This is a genomic window from Aureimonas sp. AU40 (genome assembly GCF_001463785.1).
Taxonomy (GTDB): domain Bacteria; phylum Pseudomonadota; class Alphaproteobacteria; order Rhizobiales; family Rhizobiaceae; genus Aureimonas.
The window spans coordinates 72,787-90,473 of record NZ_BBWL01000039.1 but is presented as its reverse complement, the minus strand read 5'-3'; the positions used below and the strand labels follow the sequence as shown (position 1 = coordinate 90,473).

The window sequence follows — 17,687 nt, the reverse complement described above, 5'->3', positions numbered from 1 at the left end:
CCGAAGACGCTTCAACCCGACGAGGACAGGATGCCATGGCCGGAACTGCCGCAGACACCGCCCGCTTCGCCGTGGTGGAGACGATCTCGGTCCTCGCCGGCGCGGTGATCGGCACGCTCGCCACCGCCCTGTTCGGCTGGCTCTTCCTGTCGCTGGGCTTTGCCGCGATCGCCGCTTCGCCGGGCTTCTACATCCTCGGAATCGTCACGGTGGCGCTCTTCGCGCTGTTCTACGCCAAGCTGCCCGGCACGCCGGCGACGCTCCTGTCGCTCGCCGTCGGCGTCGCGCTGCCGGTCGTGATCGTGCGCTTCGCCTTCGACCGGACCGACACGTTCGGCACGCTGGTGACGCTGGAACTCGTCTTCGCCCTCGTCGCCCTGTCGGTCTACCGCTTCGTGCATGCCAGCGGCCTCGTGCGCCGCGCCGCCGCCGACGCGGCGGACCGGACCTGACCTTCGCCACCCCTCTTCGCCGCATTTTCCCGCCGCAGTTCCCAATTCCGTTAGGCCCGTCATGAAGTTCACCCTGTCCTGGCTGAAGGACCATCTCGACACCGACGCCACGCTGGAGGAGATCGCCGAGCGCCTCACCTCGATCGGCCTCGAGGTGGAAAGCCTCGACACCAAGGCGGCGCTGCGTCCCTTCACCATCGCGCGCGTCGTCGACGCCAAGCGCCATCCCGACGCCGACAAGCTGCAGGTGCTCACCGTCGATGCCGGCCCCGGCGTCAACGAGGGCAAGCCGCTGCAGGTCGTCTGCGGCGCGCCCAATGCGCGCGCGGGGCTCATTGGCGTGCTCGGCCTGCCCGGCGCCTATGTGCCGGGCCTCGACGTGACGCTCGGCGTCGGCAAGATTCGCGGCGTCGAGAGCTTCGGCATGATGTGCTCGGAGCGCGAGCTGGAGCTGTCGGAAGAGCACAACGGCATCATCGAGCTTCCCGAGGGCGCGCCGGTCGGCACGGCCTTCGCCGACTATGCCGGCATCGCCGACCCCGTGATCGAGATCAACCTGACGCCGAACCGGCCGGACGCGACAGGCGTCGCCGGCATCGCGCGCGATCTGGCCGCCTCGGGCCTCGGCACGCTGAAGACGCCGACTGTCGCCCGCATCGAGGGCGAGGGCGCATGCCCGGTGGCGCTCAAGATCGAGAGCCCGGTCTGCCGGGGCTTCGCGCTCCGCCTCGTCTCGGGCGTCACCAACGGCCCCTCGCCGGACTGGATGCAGAAGCGCCTTCGCGCCATCGGCCTGCGCCCGATCAACACGCTGGTGGACATCACCAACTACGTCACCTTCGACCGGGGCCGGCCGCTCCACGTCTTCGACGCCAAGAAGGTGGCCGACGCGCTCACCGTGCGCGCGGCAGTCGAGGGCGAGGAAATCCTCGGCCTCGACGGGCGCACGCACAAGCTGCCCGCCGGCACCTGCATCATCGCCGACGACAAAGGGCCGGAATCGATTGCCGGTATCATGGGCGGCGAGCACTCCGGCTGCGACGAGACGACGACGGACGTGTTGTTGGAATCGGCGCTTTGGGAGCCGCTGGCGATCGCCCGCACGGGCCGCACGCTCGGCATCATCACCGACGCGCGCTACCGGTTCGAGCGCGGCGTCGACCCGGCTTTCACGGAAGCCGGCCTCGACCTCGCGACGAAGATGATTCTCGATCTGTGCGGCGGCACGCCCTCCGGGCGCGTGGTGGAGGCCATGCAGCCGGTGGAAATGGCGCGCATCGCCCTGCCCTTCACCGAGGTGAAGCGCCTGACCGGGCTCGACGTCTCGCCCGAGCGGCAGGTCGATATTCTGGAAACGCTGGGCTTCCAGGTCGAGCGTCAGGGCGACGGCGCCGAGGTCACGGCGCCGACCTGGCGGCCGGACATCGAGGGCAAGGCCGATCTCGTGGAAGAGGTCATGCGCCTCGTCGGCGTCGACCATATCGAGCCGCAACCGCTGCCGCGCCTGTCGGGCGTCAACACGCGCATCCTGACCCAGGCGCAGCTGCGCGACCGCGCCGCGCGCCGCACGCTGGCCGCGCGCGGCCTTGCCGAGGCCGTCACCTATTCCTTCCTTTCCGCCCCGGCGGCGGAGGCCTTCGGCGGCGGCCAGCCGGCGCTGAAGCTGGAAAACCCGATCGCGGCCGATCTCTCCGACATGCGGCCTTCGCTCCTGCCGAACCTTCTTCAGGCGGCGCAGCGCAACGCCCAGCGCGGCTTTGCCGACACGGCCCTGTTCGAGGTCGGCGCGATCTATCGCTCGGTGGAGCCGGACGGGCAGCGGCGCGTTGCGGGCGGCGTCCGGCGCGGCACGGCGGGCCATGCCGGCGCGGGGCGCGACTGGAGCGGCCATGCCGCCCCGGTCGGCGTGTTCGACGCCAAGGCCGACGCGATCGCCGCACTGGAAGCCATCGGCGTGCCGGCCGATCGGCTGCAGTTCGAGACGCCGGCCAGCGCCTGGTATCATCCCGGCCGCTCGGGCCGCATCAAGATGGGACCGAAGACGGTTCTGGCCGAGTTCGGCGAGTTCCATCCGCGCGTCCTGAAGAGCCTCGACCTCGCGGGCACCTATGCCGGGTTCGAGGTCTTCCTGGACGAAGCGCCCGAGCCCAAGCGCAAGGCGACGCGCACCAAGCCGGTGCTCCAGCTTTCCAACTTCCAGCCCGTGCGGCGCGACTTCGCCTTCGTCGTCCCCTCCGAGGTGGAGGCGATCAAGCTGGTGCGTGCCGCCGAGGGCGCGGACAAGAAGCTGGTCGGCGAGGTGCGGGTCTTCGACATTTTCGAAGGCGCGGCGCTGGGCGAGGGCCGGAAATCCATCGCCATCGAAGTGACGCTGAAGCCGGCCGAGCGCACCCTGACCGACGAGGATCTGGAAGCCGTGTCGGGCAAGATCGTCGCCGCCGTCGCGAAAGCCACCGGCGGCACGCTGCGCGGCTGACACCTCTTCGAAGGCCCGCCGCGCGCGGGCCTTCGCCTTTTCATTGGGAGACGAAGCCATGCTGCGTTGGGGCATCCTGTCGGGCGCGAAGATCGCCCGCGAGCAGGTCATTCCGGGGATCGTCAAGGCGGAGGGCTGCGTGCTCGCGGCCATCGCCAGCCGCGATCTCGGCCGCGCCCAGGCGCTGGCCGAGCATTTCGGCGCGCGCCACGCCTTCGGCTCCTACGAGGCGCTGCTTGAGAACCCGGAGGTGGACGCGGTCTATATCCCGCTGCCGACCAGTCAGCATGTGGAATGGGCGCGCCGCGCGATCGAGGCCGGCAAGCACGTCCTGGTGGAAAAGCCGCTGGCGCTGCGAGCCAGCGACATCGAGCCGCTGATCGCGGCGCGAGACCGCGCGGGCGTCGAGGTGGCGGAGGCCTTCATGGTGCGCCATCACCCGCAATGGGCCTTGGTGCGCGATTGGATCGCGGACGGGCGCATCGGGAAACTGCGCCACGTGCAGGGCGCCTTCTCCTACTACAATGTCGACCCCGCCAACATGCGCAACCAGATCGAACTCGGCGGCGGCGCGCTGCCCGATATCGGCGTTTATCCCGTGGTCACGACGCGCCTCGCCACCGGAACGGAAGCCGTCTCGGCGCGCGCCACGATCGAGCGCGACCCGAGTTTCGGCACGGACATGTTCGCCGACTGCTCGGTGGACTTTCCCGAGTTCCGCCTGAACTTCTACGTCTCGACCCAGATGGCGGCGCGCCAGACCATGGTGTTCCACGGCACGGACGGGTTCATCGAAGTGGACGGCGCCTTCAACGCCGGTCTCTACGCCCAGGCCGCCGTCCATTGGCACGACCGCTCGCATGGCCGGGCCGAGACGGCGCGCTTCGGCGGGGCGGACCAGTACCGGCTTCAGGCCGAAGCCTTCGCGCGCAAGGTCGCGGGCGGCGGAGACGACATCTTCCCGCTGGAGGACTCCATCCGCAACCAGCGCGTGATCGACGCGCTCTACCGCTCCGACGCGTCGGGCGGCGGCACGGTCGCGGTCTAAGAGACGGTTTGACAACTCGGCGGCGGAGAGCCGCCGAGTGACTTTTCGTCCCTCGCTGGGCGCCAAACTTGAGTGATGCGAGGGCGCATCGGTGAAGATTGGCAACGGTCCGTGCGGACGGGCGAAACATCGGCCGCGCTCGCGCGGCATGTCTCCCCCTGGGGCGTCGGCGGAAAAGCGCCAGGGGCCGACCCAACCGGATTGTCAAACAGTCTCTAAAAGCGCCCAACAAGATCTCTAGGCGAGAGATGGCCGAGGGACTTTCGTCGGGGACGAGGAGCGAAGCGTAAGTGATGCGAGGGCGCGAGGCCCAAGCATTCGCGACGACGTCCACGACAAAAAAGTCGGCTAGCCGACCCCGCGAGATTTTTGTCAGATGCTCCAAGACAGGGCGCGGCCGGGTTCCGGCGTGAGGGAGCCTGTGCTCCCGGCCATCGCCGGCGACTGCCTCGTCCCACCTCATCTTCCGGCGCATCGCCGGTTCTCACCGCCGCAAAGCTGGCACCCGGCGCGGCTGCGGCGTTTCGCCTGGAGATCGCGGGTCCCTCTCCCTTGGCCCTCGTGCGCCTCGGCAAGCTTCGATCCATCCCCCTGCCATAGTTTTGGCCGATCCGTCCGGCTTGGCTCTGGCCGCCGGCGGCGTGGCCGACGCCGGCCCGGAGGAACGATCAGATGACGCTTGGATCTCGAACGCGCCTGTCGCTCGTCGCGCTCGGGCTGCTTACGGCCCTTTCCGCCCCGGCCGAAGCCCAGACCGCCGCCAAGGAGCTGTTCGGCGCGGAGACGCGGCCCAATGCCGGCCCGCCCCAGAGCATCGGCTTCTATTCCAAAGGCTGCCTGTCGGGCGGCATGGAAATGCCCAAGGACGGGCCGACCTGGCAGGTCATGAAGCCCTCGCGCAACCGCGCCTTCGCTCATCCCACCATGATCCGCTTCCTGCAGCGCCTGTCGGGCGACGCGGCGCGCGAGGCGAACTGGCGCGGGCTCCTGTTCGGCGACATGGCGCAGCCGCGCGGCGGCCCGATGAAGGACGGCCACGCCTCGCACCAGATCGGCCTCGACGCCGACATCTATCTCACCGAAATGCCGACGCGCCGACTGTCCCCGCACGAGCGCGACACGATGCCCCTGCCCTCGGTGATCGACAAGCGCACCAACCATATCGATCTGTCGCGCTGGCGCCCCGAGATGCTGAAGCTCATCCGCACCGCCGCACGCGAGCCGGAAGTGGAGCGCATCTTCGTGCATCCCGGCATCAAGGAGCAGCTCTGCAAGACGGCGGGGCGCGACCGCGTCTGGCTGAACAAGGTGCGCCCGATGTACGGGCACGACTATCATTTCCACGTGCGCATCGTCTGCCAGCCGGGCTCGCCCAATTGCCAGCCGCAGGAGCCGACCGGCACGGGCGACGGGTGCGACAAGCTGGACTACTGGTTCAACGTTGCGCTGCGCCCGCCCAAGCCGAGCGCCAAGCCCTACAAGAAGCCGCCCCCGATCTTCATGTCGGCCCTGCCCAAGGCCTGCAACGCGGTTCTGAACGCGCCGGACAAGGGCGGCGCCGTGATGGCCGCCTCGCCCGCGCAGAGTCGCGAGCCGGTAGCCGCCGCCTTGTCGGACGATTTCGACACGGGCGCCGCCCCCATCCCACCCGCCGCCCCGCGCCTGCCGGCGCCCCCGGCAGCCGCGACGGCCCCCGCCTATGCGCCGGAGCCCGCCGAGGCGCTGCCCATGCCCCGCTTCCGCCCGGCGAACTAAAGCGCCGGGGGAAAGGGAGCCCCGCGCCGCTCAGGCGGGCGGCGCGGCCACTATCGAGGCAGTCGGGGCCAGCGGGCCGATTGCGGCGAACAGCGCCTCGTCCTCGCCGATCCCGGCATTGGGCGTCGTCAGCAGCGTGTCGCCGAAGAAGATCGAGTTCGCCCCGGCCAGGAAGCAGAGGATCTGCGCCTCGCGCCCCAACCCCGAGCGCCCCGCCGAAAGGCGCACCCGCGCCTCCGGCATGACCAGCCGGGCCGTCGCCACCATGCGCACGAGGTCGAGCGGATCGACGCGCGACCGGCGCGCGAGCGGCGTTCCCTCGACGGGCACGAGCGCGTTGATCGGCACGCTTTCGGGGTGCGGCTCGAAGCACGCCAGCACCTGCAACATGGCGGCGCGGTCGCGCGTGGTCTCGCCCATGCCGATGATGCCGCCCGAGCACAGCTCGATTCCCGCCGCCCGCACCTGGGCCAGCGTGTCCAGCCGGTCCGCGTAGGTGCGGGTCGAAACAATGCTCCCGTAGAAGTCCGGTCCGGTGTCGAGATTGTGGTTGTAGGCGGTGAGCCCGGCCCCGGCCAGACGCGCGGCCTGATGGGGTTTCAGCATCCCGAGCGTCACGCAGGCTTCCATGCCGAGGTGCCGCACGCCCTCCACCATGGCGAGGACGGCGTCGAAGGCGGGCCCGTCCCGCACCTCGCGCCACGCCGCGCCCATGCAGAAGCGCGTCGCGCCCGCCACCTTGGCACGCGCCGCCAGCCCCAGCACCTCGGCCGGCGCCATGAGGCCTTGGCGCGTCAGGTCGACCTCGCGATGGTGGGCCGATTGCGGGCAATAGGCGCAATCCTCCGGGCAGCCGCCGGTCTTGACCGACAGGAGGCTCGCCTTCTGGACGTCGCATGCGTCGTGATGCGCGCGGTGTACGGCGTTGGCGCGCCCGACGAGATCGAGCAGCGGCGCCTCGTAGAGCGCCAGGATCTCGTCCACCGACCAGTCGTGCCGCTTGAAGCCGTCTGCGACGCTCATTGCGCTTCGCCTCGCCCGGCGTCGCGTCGGCGCGCGAGCGCATGGCCGGCCAAGGCCACGAGCGCGATCTTCACCACGTCGCCGAGAAGGAAAGGCGCGACGCCGACCGCCCAGAGCTTGTCCAACGGCACGAAGGCCGCGAGCCAGGCGGCGCCACAGGCATAGACCAGGGCGAGGCCTCCCAGCATGGCGCCGAACCGCGCGAGCCAGCCGCGCCCGGCGGCCAGCCAGCCCACCAGCCCCGTCGCCAGAAGGAAGCCCAGGAGATAGCCGCCCGTCGGCCCCATCATGTAGGCGAGGCCGATGCCGCGCTCGGGCGTTCCGGCAAAAACGGGCAGGCCCGCCGCGCCGGCCGCGAGATAGGCCGAGAAGACCGAGAGCGCGAGGCGCGGGCCAAGGAGAACGGCAAAGCCCATGACCGCCAGCGTCTGCAGCGTCATGGGCACTGGCCAGAAAGGGATCTGCGTCTTCGCCGCGAGCGTCATCAGGGCAACGCCGATCGGGATGGATGCGAACTGAAAGGCGAGCCGGTCGCGGAGCCGGTCGGAAGGAAGGACGGTCGATGCCATCGGGATCTCTTTATCTATAATTTAGAGCAGGATTGCCTCCGATCTTCCCTAGTTCGACTGATTCTATCAACATCTCGAATTATTATAGATTATTCGCACGGAGGGGACGACGCGGCGGCGACGCATGTCCGGACTGGCCGATCCGCTGAACGTGGCGCGCAAGGATCGTGGCCGCCTTCTCTCCGTCTCGCGCGCGGAGCGCCAGGAGAATGGCGCGGTGGTCGCGATCGGTCGGCGCGTCCCACTCCGCCCGCCAGCCGGAAAACAGGAACCGGGCGCTGGCGGCCTGAAGATCGTCGATGGCACCCAGCAGGCGCGGCATGGCGCAAGGGGCGAGAATGGTGCGGTGAAAAGCGCGGTTCGCCTCCTCCCAGGCCTGGACGCTGCCCGCCTGATCGCCCGCCCGGACCATGGCCTCGGCCGCGTCGAGGATCGCGGGCGTCAGATGCGGAAAGGCGTGGCGCAGCGCCAGACTCTCCAGTGAGGCGCGCATTTCGGCCACCTCGCGCACCTCCTGCGGGCTGAACCCCGCCACGCGCACGCCCCGCCTCGGCTCGCTCACCACGAGACCCTGCGCCTCCAGGCGGCGGAAGGCCTCGCGCACGGGAACATGGCTGGCGTTGAACTCCGCCGCCACATGGTCCTGCCGCAGCTTTGCGCCGGGCTCGATCGCGCCGGAAATGATGCGCTCGGCCAGGGCCCGGCCGATGCGAACCGCAAGCGTGTCGTCTTGGATCGTCTTCATCCAGCCGGAATAATCTATGAAACGCGGCCCGTCGATCCGGGCGCCCGCTACCGGTTATTCCGGCTTTTCGAAACCGTCTGAGCGCCCGCCCGCTGCCGGCTTTTTCCCGACATCCGAGGGTGCTATGGCTCGCTGCGTCTTCACACGATTGAAACCGGACCGGCATGACTCCGACGAACGAATCCGCCGAAAGCCTGAAGTTTCCGATCCTGATCGGCGACATCGGAGGCACCAATGCCCGGTTCGCCCTGCTCGTGGACGCCTTCGCCGATCCCAAGACCTTTCCGGTCGTGCAGACGGCCGACTTTCCCAATATCGACGACGCGATCCAGGCGACGGTTCTCGACCAGACCTCGATCCAGCCGCGCTCGGCGGTTCTGGCGCTGGCCGGGCCGATCAGCGGCGAGGAGATCGAGCTGACCAACTGCCCCTGGGTGGTGCGGCCGCGCAAGCTGATCTCCGACCTCGGCTTCGACGAGATCATCCTCGTCAACGATTTCGAGGCACAGGCGCTCGCCGTCTCGGCCCTGCCCGAAGCCGGGCGCGAGGCGATCGGGCCGGTCGGCGCGCCCAATGAGGGCGCGCGCGTCGTGGTCGGGCCGGGCACCGGCCTTGGCGTCGCGGGCCTGGTGCGGGCGCGGAACATGTGGATTCCGGTTGCGGGCGAAGGCGGCCATATCGATCTCGGCCCCCGCACCGATCGCGACCTTGCCCTTTGGCCGCATCTGGAGCGCATCGAGGGGCGCGTGTCGGCCGAACAGGTTCTCTGTGGGCGCGGCCTCGTCAATCTGTACAACGCCATCGCCCAGGCGGACGGGCGAAAGCCCGAGCCCCACACGCCCGCTTCCGTGACAGTGGCGGCCGGCGCGGGCGACAAGGCGGCGCTGGAGGCGATCCACTTGTTCGGCACCTATCTCGGGCGCGTCGCGGGCGATCTGGCGCTGGTCTTCATGGCGCGCGGCGGCGTCTATATCGCGGGCGGCATCTTCGGCCATATCGCGCCCTACGTGGACCGGGCCGCCATGCGCGCCGCCTTCGAGGACAAGGCGCCCCATTCCGACCTTTTGCGCGAGGTGCCGCTCTACGCCATCACCCTGCCACTGGCGGCGCTGGCGGGCCTTGCCACCTTCGCTCGCGCCCCGGGCTTCTACGGGCTGGAGACCGTCAACCGCCGCTGGTCTCGCTGAAAACCTGCCTTTCGGCCGCCCTGTAGGCAGGGGCGGCGGCAAAGGCTATAGAGCGAGCCGACGATGAACCGGCCGGCCGACCCCGTGAAGAAGACGAGTCTTTCCCTGTCCGAACCCCGCCAGCGGGGCGAGGCGCTGCAGCTCCTGCGCCGCGTGATCGCCGAGAACGGGCGCGAGCATGTCGGCGGCTATGCCGTGGCGGTCGCCTGCCTTGTCGTGGTGGCGCTCACCACGGCCTTCCTGGCCTGGGTGATGCGCGACGTGATCGACGAGATCTTCGTCGCCGGCAACCGCGCCATGCTCTTCACCCTGCCGGTGGCGATCTTCGTCGCCTTCTTCCTACGCGGCATCGCCTCCTATGGGCAGGGCGTCATCCTGGCGCGGATCGGCAACGACGTCGTGGCGCGCTACCAGCGCCGGCTCTTCGCCCATCTCACCGACCTGTCGGTGGACTTCTTCGGCGAGACCCGCTCGGCCCAGCTCGCCGCGCGCATCAACCAGAACGTCTCGGGCATTCGCGACACGCTGAACCTCACGGTCACCTCGCTGGCGCGCGATCTCCTGACGCTGATCTTCCTGATCTTCGCCATGATCTGGCAGGACTGGGTCCTGTCCTTGATCGCGCTCACCGCCGGGCCGCCGATCGCCATCATGATCTCGCGCCTGTCGCGCAAGCTGCGCAAGGCGACGCGCCAGTCGATCGACCTCAACAGCCGGGTGCTCGGCTCCATGCAGGAGGCCGCGCAAGGCATCCAAGTGGTGAAGGCCTTCACCATGGAGCACCTGCTGCGCGCCCGCACCGAGGAGCTGATCGCCAAGGCCGAGGAGCGCAACAACCGCATCGCCGTCATCACCGAGCGCTCGGGACCGATCACCGAGACCGTGGCGGGTCTGGCCGTCGCGGCCGTCATCGCGTGGTCGGGCTACCGCGCCATCGTCTACGGCTATTCGCCGGGCTCGATGTTCGCCTTCATCACGGCGCTGCTTCTCGCCTACGACCCGGCCCGGCGCCTCGCCAAGCTGCAGGTGCAGATGGAGCGGGCGCTGGTGAACGCCAAGATGATCTACGAGATCCTGGACGAGACGCCGCGCCAAGCCGACGCGCCGGGTGCTGAGCCCTTGCGCGTTTCGGCCGGCGAAATCCGCTTCGAGAACGTCTCCTTCGGCTACCACCCCGAGGAGCCGGTGCTGCGCGACCTCGCCTTCACGGCTCCGGCCGGGCGCACCACGGCGCTGGTTGGCGCCTCGGGCGGCGGCAAGTCCACCATCATCGCCCTGATCGAGCGCTTCTACGACGCGGGCGCCGGGCGCATCCTGATCGACGGCACCGATATTGCCACCGTCACCAAGCACTCGCTGCGCTCGGCCATCGCCTATGTCCCGCAGAACCCGACCCTGTTCGAGGGCTCGATCCGCGACAACATCCGCTTCGGCCGGCCTGAGGCGAGCGATGCCGAGGTCGAGGAAGCCGCCCGGCAGGCGCAGGCCGAAGAGTTCATCCTCGCCCAGCCGCTCGGCTACGAGACGCCCGTGGGTGAAAACGGCGTGACGCTTTCGGGCGGCCAGCGCCAGCGCCTGTCGATCGCCCGCGCGCTTCTGCGCGACGCGCCGATCCTGCTTCTGGACGAGGCGACATCGGCGCTCGACACGCGCTCCGAAGTGCTGGTGCAGCGCGCGCTGGAAACGGCGATGCGCGACCGCACCGTGGTGGTGGTCGCCCATCGCCTGTCCACGATCGTCGGCGCCGACCAGATCCTGGTGGTGGACCGGGGCCGGATCGCCGAAAGCGGCACGCATGGAGACCTCTTGAGGCGGTCGAACGGGCTTTACGCCCGGCTCCACGGCTTCCAGGGTGGAAGCGGCGAAGCGGAAACTGCCGACATGGGAGAATCGCGATGAGCGAGGCGATGAAGCTGGTGATCCTCGGCGCGGCCGGCCGCATGGGCCGCACGCTGGTGCGCGTCGTGAAGGACAGCGAGGGCGCCAAGGTCGTCGCCGCGATCGAGCGCGAAGGCTCGCTGGCGCTCGGCGCCGACTGCGGCGAGCTCGCCGCGAGTGGGCATCTCGGCGTTCCCGTTACCTCCGATCTTGCCAAGGCGCTGGATGCGGCCGACGGCGTGATCGACTTCACCGCCCCCGCGCTCAGCGTCGCCGTGGCGCGGGAGACGGCGCGGCGCGGCCTCGTCCATGTGATCGGCACGACCGGCTGTTCGGCCGAGGACGACGCTGCGATCGCGCAGGCGACGCAAGCCGGCGCGCGGATCGTGAAGTCCGGCAATATGAGTCTGGGCGTCAATCTCCTCGCCGTTCTCGCCGAACAGGCGGCGCGGGCGTTGGGGCCGGACGCGTTCGACATCGAAATCCTCGAAATGCACCATCGCCACAAGGTCGACGCGCCCTCCGGCACGGCGCTGCTGCTTGGGCAGGCCGCGGCCGAGGGCCGGGCGGTGGCGCTCAGCGAGCAGTCCGTGCGGGTGCGAGACGGGCACACCGGCGCGCGTCAGGCCGGCACGATCGGCTTCGCCACGCTGCGCGGTGGCTCGGTGGTGGGCGATCATCAGGTGATCCTCGCCGGCGAGGGCGAGCGCATCGAGCTCGGTCACCGCGCGGAGGACCGCGCCATCTTCGCGCGCGGCGCGCTGCGGGCCGCGCTTTGGGCGCGCGCGCAGGCGCCGGGCCTCTACTCCATGCGTCAGGTGCTCGGCTTCTGACGCTCTTCCGAGAGCCCTCCCCGGGCGCTCCACAGGTTTTCCACACCCCGTCCCCATCTCGTCCACATAAAGGGAGTTCGTCTTCATGTCCCGCACCCTCGTGCTCGTCCGCCACGGCCAGAGCGACTGGAACCTCAAGAACCTCTTCACCGGCTGGCGCGACCCGGACCTGACCGATCTCGGCGTGGAAGAGGCCAAGGCCGCCGGCCAGCGCCTGAAGGCGGCGGGCCTCCATTTCGACATCGCCTTCACCAGCGCCCTGTCCCGCGCCCAGCGCACGCTGAAGCTCATCCAGACCGAGCTCGGCCAGGAGGGTCTGGAGACGATCCGCGATCAGGCGCTGAACGAGCGCGACTACGGCGACCTGTCGGGTCTCAACAAGGACGACGCCCGCGCCAAGTGGGGCGAGGATCAGGTTCATGTCTGGCGCCGGTCCTACGACGTGCCCCCTCCGGGCGGCGAGTCGCTGAAGGACACCGGTGCGCGCGTCTGGCCCTATTACATCCACCGCATCCAGCCGCATGTGCTGAACGGCGGCACGGTGATCGTCGCCGCCCACGGCAACTCGCTGCGCGCCCTGATCATGGCGCTGGACGGCTTGAGCGGCGAGGAGATCGTGGCGCAGGAACTCGCGACGGGCGTGCCCATCGTCTACAAGCTCAACGCCGATTCGACCGTCGCCTCGAAGGACGTGCTGGCCGGCTGACATCGAGCCGAGGGCCGGCAGCGTCTGGAGTATTTCCAGGCGAAGCCGCCCCGCTCCGCCGCGGGGCGATGGGCCAGGCCTTCAGACCTCGCGCGGTTCCGGTGATCTGAAAATCATAGAAACCGCGCGAGGCAGGGCTGGCCCTGCGTCAAAATCCCGCTTGCGGCCTAGGCCCTTTGCGGCGGATGCTGCTGCCTTCCTTGAACGGAGGCATCGCATGCGCCGCGCTCTCCTTGCCTGTCTCGCCTTCACCGCCTTCGCCGTGCCGGCCCTGCCGCTGCCGGGCTTCGCCCTGCCGGCCTGGGCCGACGATTCCGGCGACGCCCGCACGGCCATCGGCGGGCAGCTCGACGCGCTGCGCGTCGACGACGGGGCGCGGGCCTATTCCTATGCCGCGCCCAACATTCAGCGGCTCTTCCCCTCGCCCGAGATCTTCCTCGCCATGGTGGCCAAGGGCTATCCCGCCGTCCACCGCTCCAGCAACGTCACCTTTGGACCCTTGCGGACGGAGGGCGCGGGCCTGCGGCAGGAGGTCTTCCTGTCGGACGCGGACGGCCAGAGCTGGATCGCCAGCTACACGCTGGAGCGCCAGCCGGACGGCAGCCTGAAGATCACGGGATGCCAGATGCGCAAGGGAAGCGACATCGGCGCCTGAGGAAGGCGGGCCGCTCGGCCCGCCCTGTGTTACCAAGCCTCAGCTGCGATAGGCGCCCTGACGCTCCAGCATCCAGCCGGGATATTCGGCCGGCAGGCGCGAAGCGGCGTCGAGCGCGGCGAGGTCGTCGGTGCTCAGCTTCACCTCCACCGCGCCGATATTGTCGGCGAGTTGCTCCGGCCGTTTGGCGCCGATGATGACGCTGGTGACCACCTCCTGGTGCAGCAGCCAGGCGAGCGCGACCTGCGCGACCGTGCAGCCCTTCTCGCCCGCCACCTTGCGCATGGCCTCGATCACCCCGCCGCCGCGCGTGCGGTCCACCGGCGGGAAGTCGAAATTGGCGCGCCGCCCATCCGCCGCCTGCCCCTCGCCGTCGTATTTGCCGGAGAGATAGCCGCCGGCGAGCGGGCTCCAGACCATGAGGCCGATGCCCTCCGACAGGAGCATGGGCGCGATTTCGCGCTCCAGATCGCGGCCGACCAGCGTGTAGTAGGCCTGGAGCGACAGGATCGGCGCGAGACGGCGCAGTTCCGCGATGCCGACCGCCTTCATGATCTGCCAGGCCGCCCAGTTGGACAGGCCGAGATAGCGCACGTGCCCGTGGCGAACGAGCGTGTCCAGCGCCTCCAGTGTTTCCTCGATCGGCACGGCCTTGTCGAAACCGTGGATCTGGTAGAGGTCGATATGGTCGAGCCCGAGCCGGGCGAGGCTCTGCTTGGCCTGGGAGAGGATGTGCGAGCGCGAGGCGCCGCGCGCGTTGGGCCCCGCGCCCATCGGCCCCAGAACCTTGGTCGCCACCACGACATCGTCTCGCGCCACGCCGAGATTCTTCAGCGACTGGCCGACAATGCGCTCGCTCTCGCCGCCGGCGTAGACATTGGCCGTGTCGAAGAAGTTGATGCCCGCATCCAGCGCGGTGCGGACCAGCGCGTCGGCGGCCGGCTGGTCGAGGCGGCCGATATGGCCCCAGATACCCTCGTCGCCGCCGCCGAAGGTCATGGTGCCCAGGCACAGTTCCGAGACGAAGAGGCCGCTCCGGCCGAGTTGACGCATCCGCATGGGTCTTGGCTCCTGATGGGAGGTTGCGATGGACCCAAGCTAGGGCGCCCGGCCCCCACCGCGCGACGCCGATCCTCTCAAGCTCTTGCCCGATCCTCTCAAAGCCGCGAAAGATCGGATGCAGGGGCGCGAGCGGCGGGCTAGACTGCGGGCATGACGACACTTGCCGACCTTGCCCCGCTGATCGAACGGCAGTTCGCCCGCTTCGGGCGGGAAACGCCGATCGACGGCCTCCTCCTCAGCCGGGCCGACGCGCCGAGCGGCCTGATCCGCTCGGTCTATCGCCCGTCCTTCTGCCTCGTGGTGCAGGGCGCCAAGGTTTCGATGATCGGTGAGAGCGCCTTTCACTACCGCGCCGGCGAGGGCCTGCTCGCCTCGCTCGACCTGCCGGTGACGGCGCGCATCCTCGAAGCCAGCACCGAGCGACCCTATCTCGCGCTCAGCCTCGCCCTGCCCCCGGCGGAGGTGACGGCGCTGCTCAGCGAACAGGCCGACAGTTTGTCCGAACCCGCGTCCTTCGCCGCGCTCGGAGCGGGCCGGGTCGATCCCGCCTTGTACGATCCTCTCAGGCGGCTTCTCGCGCTTCTCGACCAGCCGCGCGACCGGCCGGTTCTGGAGCCGCTGATCCGGCGCGAGATCGTATGGCGGCTGCTCGGCGGTCCGCTAGGGGTCCTCCTGCGCCAGATCGGCACCAAGGACAGCCAAGCCGCGCGCGTCGCCCGCGCCAGCGCCTTTATCCGCAACCATCACGCCGAGCCCTTGCGCGTCGCCGATCTGGCGCGGCTGGCGGGCATGAGCGTTCCCAGCTTCCACCGGCACTTCAAGGCGGTGACGACGCTGACGCCGGTGCAGTTCCAGAAGCAGATCCGGCTGCAGGAGGCGCGGCGGCGCCTCTTGGCGGCCGAGGAGGTGGCGAGCGTCGGCTATGCCGTGGGCTACGAGAGCCCCTCGCAGTTCAGCCGCGACTATCGCCGGCTGTTCGGCGCCCCGCCCGGCCGCGACGGCGCGGCGATCCGCGCCCGCGTCGTGCCCGAACCCGCCCTGCCCTAGCCCCGTTCGGCGGCGTTGGACCGAGCGGACAGGCGCCCAGCCTCAGCCTGGCCACGCCCTCCGGCCGAATGGCGAGCGCCCTTCCACGGAGGGCGGGCCGGCGGCAGCAAGGCGAGCGGGCTTTGCGCCCTACGCCAACTCCCATCCGGGCGGCGCTCGGCGGGTGCGATTACCGCATGTCAGCCCAGCCCGTGGATGAAGGGGCGGCGGCCGGCCCGCGAATCGACTTGCGCGAAGCGCAGCGCCTGCATTCTCCGATGCGAGGAGAAATCCCGCATCGCCCCGGCAGCCGGCGGCGAGGCTTCCCATTCGCCGCAGGTCGGGCAGTTCACCGCCACGGCGCCTTCGTTGACGGGCTCGATCGAAGCGGCGGCATCTCCACAGACAGGGCAATTCATGATGGCGTTCCTCCGGCAAAGAGCGACCCTACCTCAGATCGCTCCGCAGCGGTGAGGATTGTCGAGGCGCGCTGCGAGAGGGTCGGCGGCGGGCAGGCCGGCGGAGGGACGTAAGCGGCCAATCGGCTACGGCGAGGCGGGCGCCACCCCTCCCCTCGCCGTGAAGAAGCGGCAGAGATCGTTGAGAAAGCAGGTCTCGCAGCGGGGGCGGCGCGAAAGGCAGACGCTCTTGCCGAACTGGATCAGCCAGAAATGCCCGTCGCGGCGGGCCCAGTCCGGCACGTCGCGCTCCAGTGCGGCGGCTGTCCGGTCGGCGGTGCGCTCGTTGGTGATGCCGGTGCGGTTGCAAACGCGGAAGACATGGGTGTCGACGGCGATCACGTCCTCGTCGAAGGCGAAGCTCATGACGATGTCGGCGCATTTGCGCCCGATGCCGGGCAGGCTCATCAGCCCCGCCCGGTCGCGCGGCACCACGCGGTCGTGCCGCTCGATCAGCTCGCGGCAAAGCCGGACGATGCTGCGCGCCTTCATGTTGTAGAGGCCGCAGGGCTTGATGGCGCGGGCGATCTCTGCCTCGGTGAGCGCCAACATCTCGTCCGGTGTCCGGGCCAAGGCGAACAGCGCCTCAACCGCGGCGGCGGTGTTCACGTCCCGGCTCTGGGCCGAGAGGAGGCAGGACACCACGGAGCGGAACGGGTCGGGCTGGTCCTTCGGCCCCTTGGCGCCCTTCGTGCGGCCCGGCATATGGGCGCTGAGACGCCGGAACGCCTCCTCGCGCTCGGGCGCGCTTAGGGCTCCGTGGTCCGCCTCGACCGCTGGTGCCTTGCCCGTAACCGCCTCGGCCGTTTCCTCGATTGCCGCCGCCACCTGCTTTCGCGCCATGCCGTCTGTTCCCGTTTGGGGGAGGACGGGCAGCCCGGCCCAAGGGTTCCCGGCCGCGACGATCAGGCGCCTTTCAGGCCGAACTCCCAGCCCAGCATGGCGCGCTTGCGCGTCAGGCCCCAATGGTAGCCGGTAAGCGCGCCGGACTTGCCCACGACGCGGTGGCAGGGCACCACGAAGGACAAGGGGTTGCGCCCCACCGCCGCGCCGACGGCGCGCGAGGCCGAGGGCTGGCCGATATCGCGCGCCACCGCCGAATAGGTCTCGGCGGCGCCCAGCGGAATGTCGAGAAGCCGCTGCCAAACCCGCACCTCGAAATCCGTGCCGATCAGCACGACGCGCAGTGGCTGGTCGGCGCGCCAGCGCTCGGGCGAGAAGACGCGCGACACTTGAAGCGCCGCTCCCTCGTCGTCGCGCTCGGTGCGCGCCCTCGGCCAGCGGCCCAGCATGTCGGCCAGCGCATGGTCGTCGCCGCCCCGGTCCTCGTCGCTGAAGGCAAGGCCCGCGAGGCCCCGCTCCGTCCACATGGCGAGCGTTCGGCCGAACGGCCCTTCGGCGAAGCCATACTGCAGGTTCATCCCCTCGCCACGCGCCTTGTGCGTGCCGGGGCTCACCGCCTCGTGTTTGACGAAGAGATCGTGCAGCCGCGAGGGGCCGCTGAGGCCCACCTCGATCGCCGCGTCCAGAAGCGGCAGGCCCTCGGCGAGGAGCCGGCGGGCGTGGTCCAGCGTCACCGCCTGAAGAAAGGCCTTGGGGCTCAGCCCCGCCCAGCGCCGCAGCGCCGCCTCCAGCTCGGCCTCGGTCGCGCCGACGCCCTCGGCGACTTCGCCCAGGCTCGGCTGCACCTGATAATGCTGCGAGATGAACTCGATGGTCCGGCGCACCAGGGGATAGTCCACCGGAGGCGCCAGTTCCTGAAACTGCGTGGCGCTGGGAATGCGGGCAAGTGCGGTCATGGCGCGGCTTCCTTC

General features: G+C 69.8%; 17 protein-coding genes. 10 read left to right on the top strand and 7 right to left on the bottom strand.

The features are described from left to right. Nucleotides 1-35: 35 nt before the first annotated feature. The 4 genes from AUL32_RS13150 to mepA all read left to right on the top strand — a co-directional run bounded on the left by AUL32_RS13150 (nt 36) and on the right by mepA (nt 5,731). Nucleotides 36-452, top strand: a complete 417-nt coding sequence (locus tag AUL32_RS13150) for a hypothetical protein (protein WP_062115704.1) — start codon at nt 36-38, stop codon at nt 450-452. Nucleotides 453-513: 61 nt separating this feature from the next. Then, a complete protein-coding gene (gene pheT, locus AUL32_RS13145; protein WP_062115701.1) occupies nt 514-2,928 on the top strand; it encodes a phenylalanine--tRNA ligase subunit beta in 2,415 nt (804 codons plus the stop codon). Nucleotides 2,929-2,986: 58 nt separating this feature from the next. Further along, nucleotides 2,987-3,976 carry a Gfo/Idh/MocA family protein gene (locus tag AUL32_RS13140; protein ID WP_062115697.1) on the top strand — a complete coding sequence of 330 codons (990 nt, stop codon included), beginning with the start codon at nt 2,987-2,989 and terminating at the stop codon, nt 3,974-3,976. A 672-nt stretch (nt 3,977-4,648) separates the two neighbouring features. Then, the gene (gene mepA, locus AUL32_RS13135) at nt 4,649-5,731 is read left to right on the top strand and encodes a penicillin-insensitive murein endopeptidase (RefSeq protein WP_062115694.1); all 1,083 of its coding nucleotides are present in this window, start codon (nt 4,649-4,651) and stop codon (nt 5,729-5,731) included. A gap of 30 nt (nt 5,732-5,761) precedes the next feature. On the opposite strand, the gene bioB is transcribed toward mepA, so the two are convergent. The 3 genes from bioB to AUL32_RS13120 all read right to left on the bottom strand — a co-directional run bounded on the left by bioB (nt 5,762) and on the right by AUL32_RS13120 (nt 8,068). Then, entirely contained in the window at nt 5,762-6,754 is a 993-nt protein-coding gene (gene bioB, locus AUL32_RS13130) for a biotin synthase BioB (RefSeq protein WP_062115691.1), read from the bottom strand. Then, the gene (locus tag AUL32_RS13125) at nt 6,751-7,323 is read right to left on the bottom strand and encodes a biotin transporter BioY (RefSeq protein WP_062115688.1); all 573 of its coding nucleotides are present in this window, start codon (nt 7,321-7,323) and stop codon (nt 6,751-6,753) included. Before AUL32_RS13125 ends, bioB begins: the two co-directional genes overlap by 4 nt. Nucleotides 7,324-7,405: 82 nt before the next feature. Continuing rightward, complete coding sequence (locus AUL32_RS13120) at nt 7,406-8,068, bottom strand: GntR family transcriptional regulator (protein ID WP_062115685.1); 663 nt, start codon at nt 8,066-8,068, stop codon at nt 7,406-7,408. 164 nt (nt 8,069-8,232) lie between these two features. On the opposite strand from AUL32_RS13120, the gene AUL32_RS13115 reads away from it, so the two are divergent. The 5 genes from AUL32_RS13115 (at nt 8,233) to AUL32_RS13095 (ending at nt 13,327) form a co-directional block, all read left to right on the top strand. After that, on the top strand, nt 8,233-9,255 hold the full coding sequence (locus AUL32_RS13115; RefSeq protein ID WP_062115682.1) for a glucokinase: 1,023 nt from the start codon (nt 8,233-8,235) through the stop codon (nt 9,253-9,255). Between the two features lie 63 nt (nt 9,256-9,318). Then, entirely contained in the window at nt 9,319-11,154 is a 1,836-nt protein-coding gene (locus AUL32_RS13110) for an ABC transporter ATP-binding protein (protein ID WP_062115679.1), read from the top strand. After that, nucleotides 11,151-11,966 carry a 4-hydroxy-tetrahydrodipicolinate reductase gene (gene dapB, locus AUL32_RS13105; protein ID WP_062115676.1) on the top strand — a complete coding sequence of 272 codons (816 nt, stop codon included), beginning with the start codon at nt 11,151-11,153 and terminating at the stop codon, nt 11,964-11,966. Before AUL32_RS13110 ends, dapB begins: the two co-directional genes overlap by 4 nt. An 85-nt stretch (nt 11,967-12,051) precedes the next feature. Next, a complete protein-coding gene (locus tag AUL32_RS13100; RefSeq protein ID WP_061973540.1) occupies nt 12,052-12,672 on the top strand; it encodes a 2,3-bisphosphoglycerate-dependent phosphoglycerate mutase in 621 nt (206 codons plus the stop codon). A gap of 217 nt (nt 12,673-12,889) precedes the next feature. Beyond that, the gene (locus tag AUL32_RS13095; RefSeq protein WP_062115673.1) at nt 12,890-13,327 is read left to right on the top strand and encodes a DUF4864 domain-containing protein; all 438 of its coding nucleotides are present in this window, start codon (nt 12,890-12,892) and stop codon (nt 13,325-13,327) included. Between the two features lie 39 nt (nt 13,328-13,366). Here the strand turns inward: AUL32_RS13095 and AUL32_RS13090 are convergent, their stop codons facing one another. Continuing rightward, on the bottom strand, nt 13,367-14,386 hold the full coding sequence (locus tag AUL32_RS13090) for an aldo/keto reductase (RefSeq protein ID WP_062115670.1): 1,020 nt from the start codon (nt 14,384-14,386) through the stop codon (nt 13,367-13,369). A gap of 153 nt (nt 14,387-14,539) precedes the next feature. Between AUL32_RS13090 and AUL32_RS13085 the strand changes: the two genes are divergently transcribed. Further along, entirely contained in the window at nt 14,540-15,436 is an 897-nt protein-coding gene (locus AUL32_RS13085) for an AraC family transcriptional regulator (protein ID WP_062115666.1), read from the top strand. A 179-nt stretch (nt 15,437-15,615) separates the two neighbouring features. Here the strand turns inward: AUL32_RS13085 and AUL32_RS13080 are convergent, their stop codons facing one another. The 3 genes from AUL32_RS13080 to AUL32_RS13070 all read right to left on the bottom strand — a co-directional run bounded on the left by AUL32_RS13080 (nt 15,616) and on the right by AUL32_RS13070 (nt 17,672). Next, entirely contained in the window at nt 15,616-15,834 is a 219-nt protein-coding gene (locus AUL32_RS13080; protein WP_061973537.1) for a hypothetical protein, read from the bottom strand. A 126-nt stretch (nt 15,835-15,960) separates the two neighbouring features. Beyond that, nucleotides 15,961-16,716 carry an endonuclease III domain-containing protein gene (locus AUL32_RS13075; RefSeq protein ID WP_082659637.1) on the bottom strand — a complete coding sequence of 252 codons (756 nt, stop codon included), beginning with the start codon at nt 16,714-16,716 and terminating at the stop codon, nt 15,961-15,963. Nucleotides 16,717-16,778: 62 nt separating this feature from the next. Further along, nucleotides 16,779-17,672, bottom strand: coding sequence for a methylated-DNA--[protein]-cysteine S-methyltransferase (locus tag AUL32_RS13070; protein ID WP_061973536.1), 894 nt, complete (start codon nt 17,670-17,672; stop codon nt 16,779-16,781). Between the last annotated feature and the right edge of the window lie 15 nt (nt 17,673-17,687).

Excerpts from the sequence above, each read along its gene's own strand:
- AUL32_RS13150 (WP_062115704.1), top strand. The coding sequence starts at position 36 with ATGGCCGGAACTGCCGCAGACACCGCCCGCTTCGCCGTGGTGGAGACG.
- AUL32_RS13090 (WP_062115670.1), bottom strand. The coding sequence starts at position 14,386 with ATGCGGATGCGTCAACTCGGCCGGAGCGGCCTCTTCGTCTCGGAACTG.
- AUL32_RS13070 (WP_061973536.1), bottom strand. The coding sequence starts at position 17,672 with ATGACCGCACTTGCCCGCATTCCCAGCGCCACGCAGTTTCAGGAACTG.
- AUL32_RS13125 (WP_062115688.1), bottom strand. The coding sequence starts at position 7,323 with ATGGCATCGACCGTCCTTCCTTCCGACCGGCTCCGCGACCGGCTCGCC.
- AUL32_RS13115 (WP_062115682.1), top strand. The coding sequence starts at position 8,233 with ATGACTCCGACGAACGAATCCGCCGAAAGCCTGAAGTTTCCGATCCTG.
- bioB (WP_062115691.1), bottom strand. The coding sequence starts at position 6,754 with ATGAGCGTCGCAGACGGCTTCAAGCGGCACGACTGGTCGGTGGACGAG.
- AUL32_RS13120 (WP_062115685.1), bottom strand. The coding sequence starts at position 8,068 with ATGAAGACGATCCAAGACGACACGCTTGCGGTTCGCATCGGCCGGGCC.
- mepA (WP_062115694.1), top strand. The coding sequence starts at position 4,649 with ATGACGCTTGGATCTCGAACGCGCCTGTCGCTCGTCGCGCTCGGGCTG.
- pheT (WP_062115701.1), top strand. The coding sequence starts at position 514 with ATGAAGTTCACCCTGTCCTGGCTGAAGGACCATCTCGACACCGACGCC.
- AUL32_RS13075 (WP_082659637.1), bottom strand. The coding sequence starts at position 16,716 with ATGGCGCGAAAGCAGGTGGCGGCGGCAATCGAGGAAACGGCCGAGGCG.
- AUL32_RS13095 (WP_062115673.1), top strand. The coding sequence starts at position 12,890 with ATGCGCCGCGCTCTCCTTGCCTGTCTCGCCTTCACCGCCTTCGCCGTG.
- dapB (WP_062115676.1), top strand. The coding sequence starts at position 11,151 with ATGAGCGAGGCGATGAAGCTGGTGATCCTCGGCGCGGCCGGCCGCATG.
- AUL32_RS13100 (WP_061973540.1), top strand. The coding sequence starts at position 12,052 with ATGTCCCGCACCCTCGTGCTCGTCCGCCACGGCCAGAGCGACTGGAAC.
- AUL32_RS13140 (WP_062115697.1), top strand. The coding sequence starts at position 2,987 with ATGCTGCGTTGGGGCATCCTGTCGGGCGCGAAGATCGCCCGCGAGCAG.
- AUL32_RS13080 (WP_061973537.1), bottom strand. The coding sequence starts at position 15,834 with ATGAATTGCCCTGTCTGTGGAGATGCCGCCGCTTCGATCGAGCCCGTC.
- AUL32_RS13085 (WP_062115666.1), top strand. The coding sequence starts at position 14,540 with ATGACGACACTTGCCGACCTTGCCCCGCTGATCGAACGGCAGTTCGCC.
- AUL32_RS13110 (WP_062115679.1), top strand. The coding sequence starts at position 9,319 with ATGAACCGGCCGGCCGACCCCGTGAAGAAGACGAGTCTTTCCCTGTCC.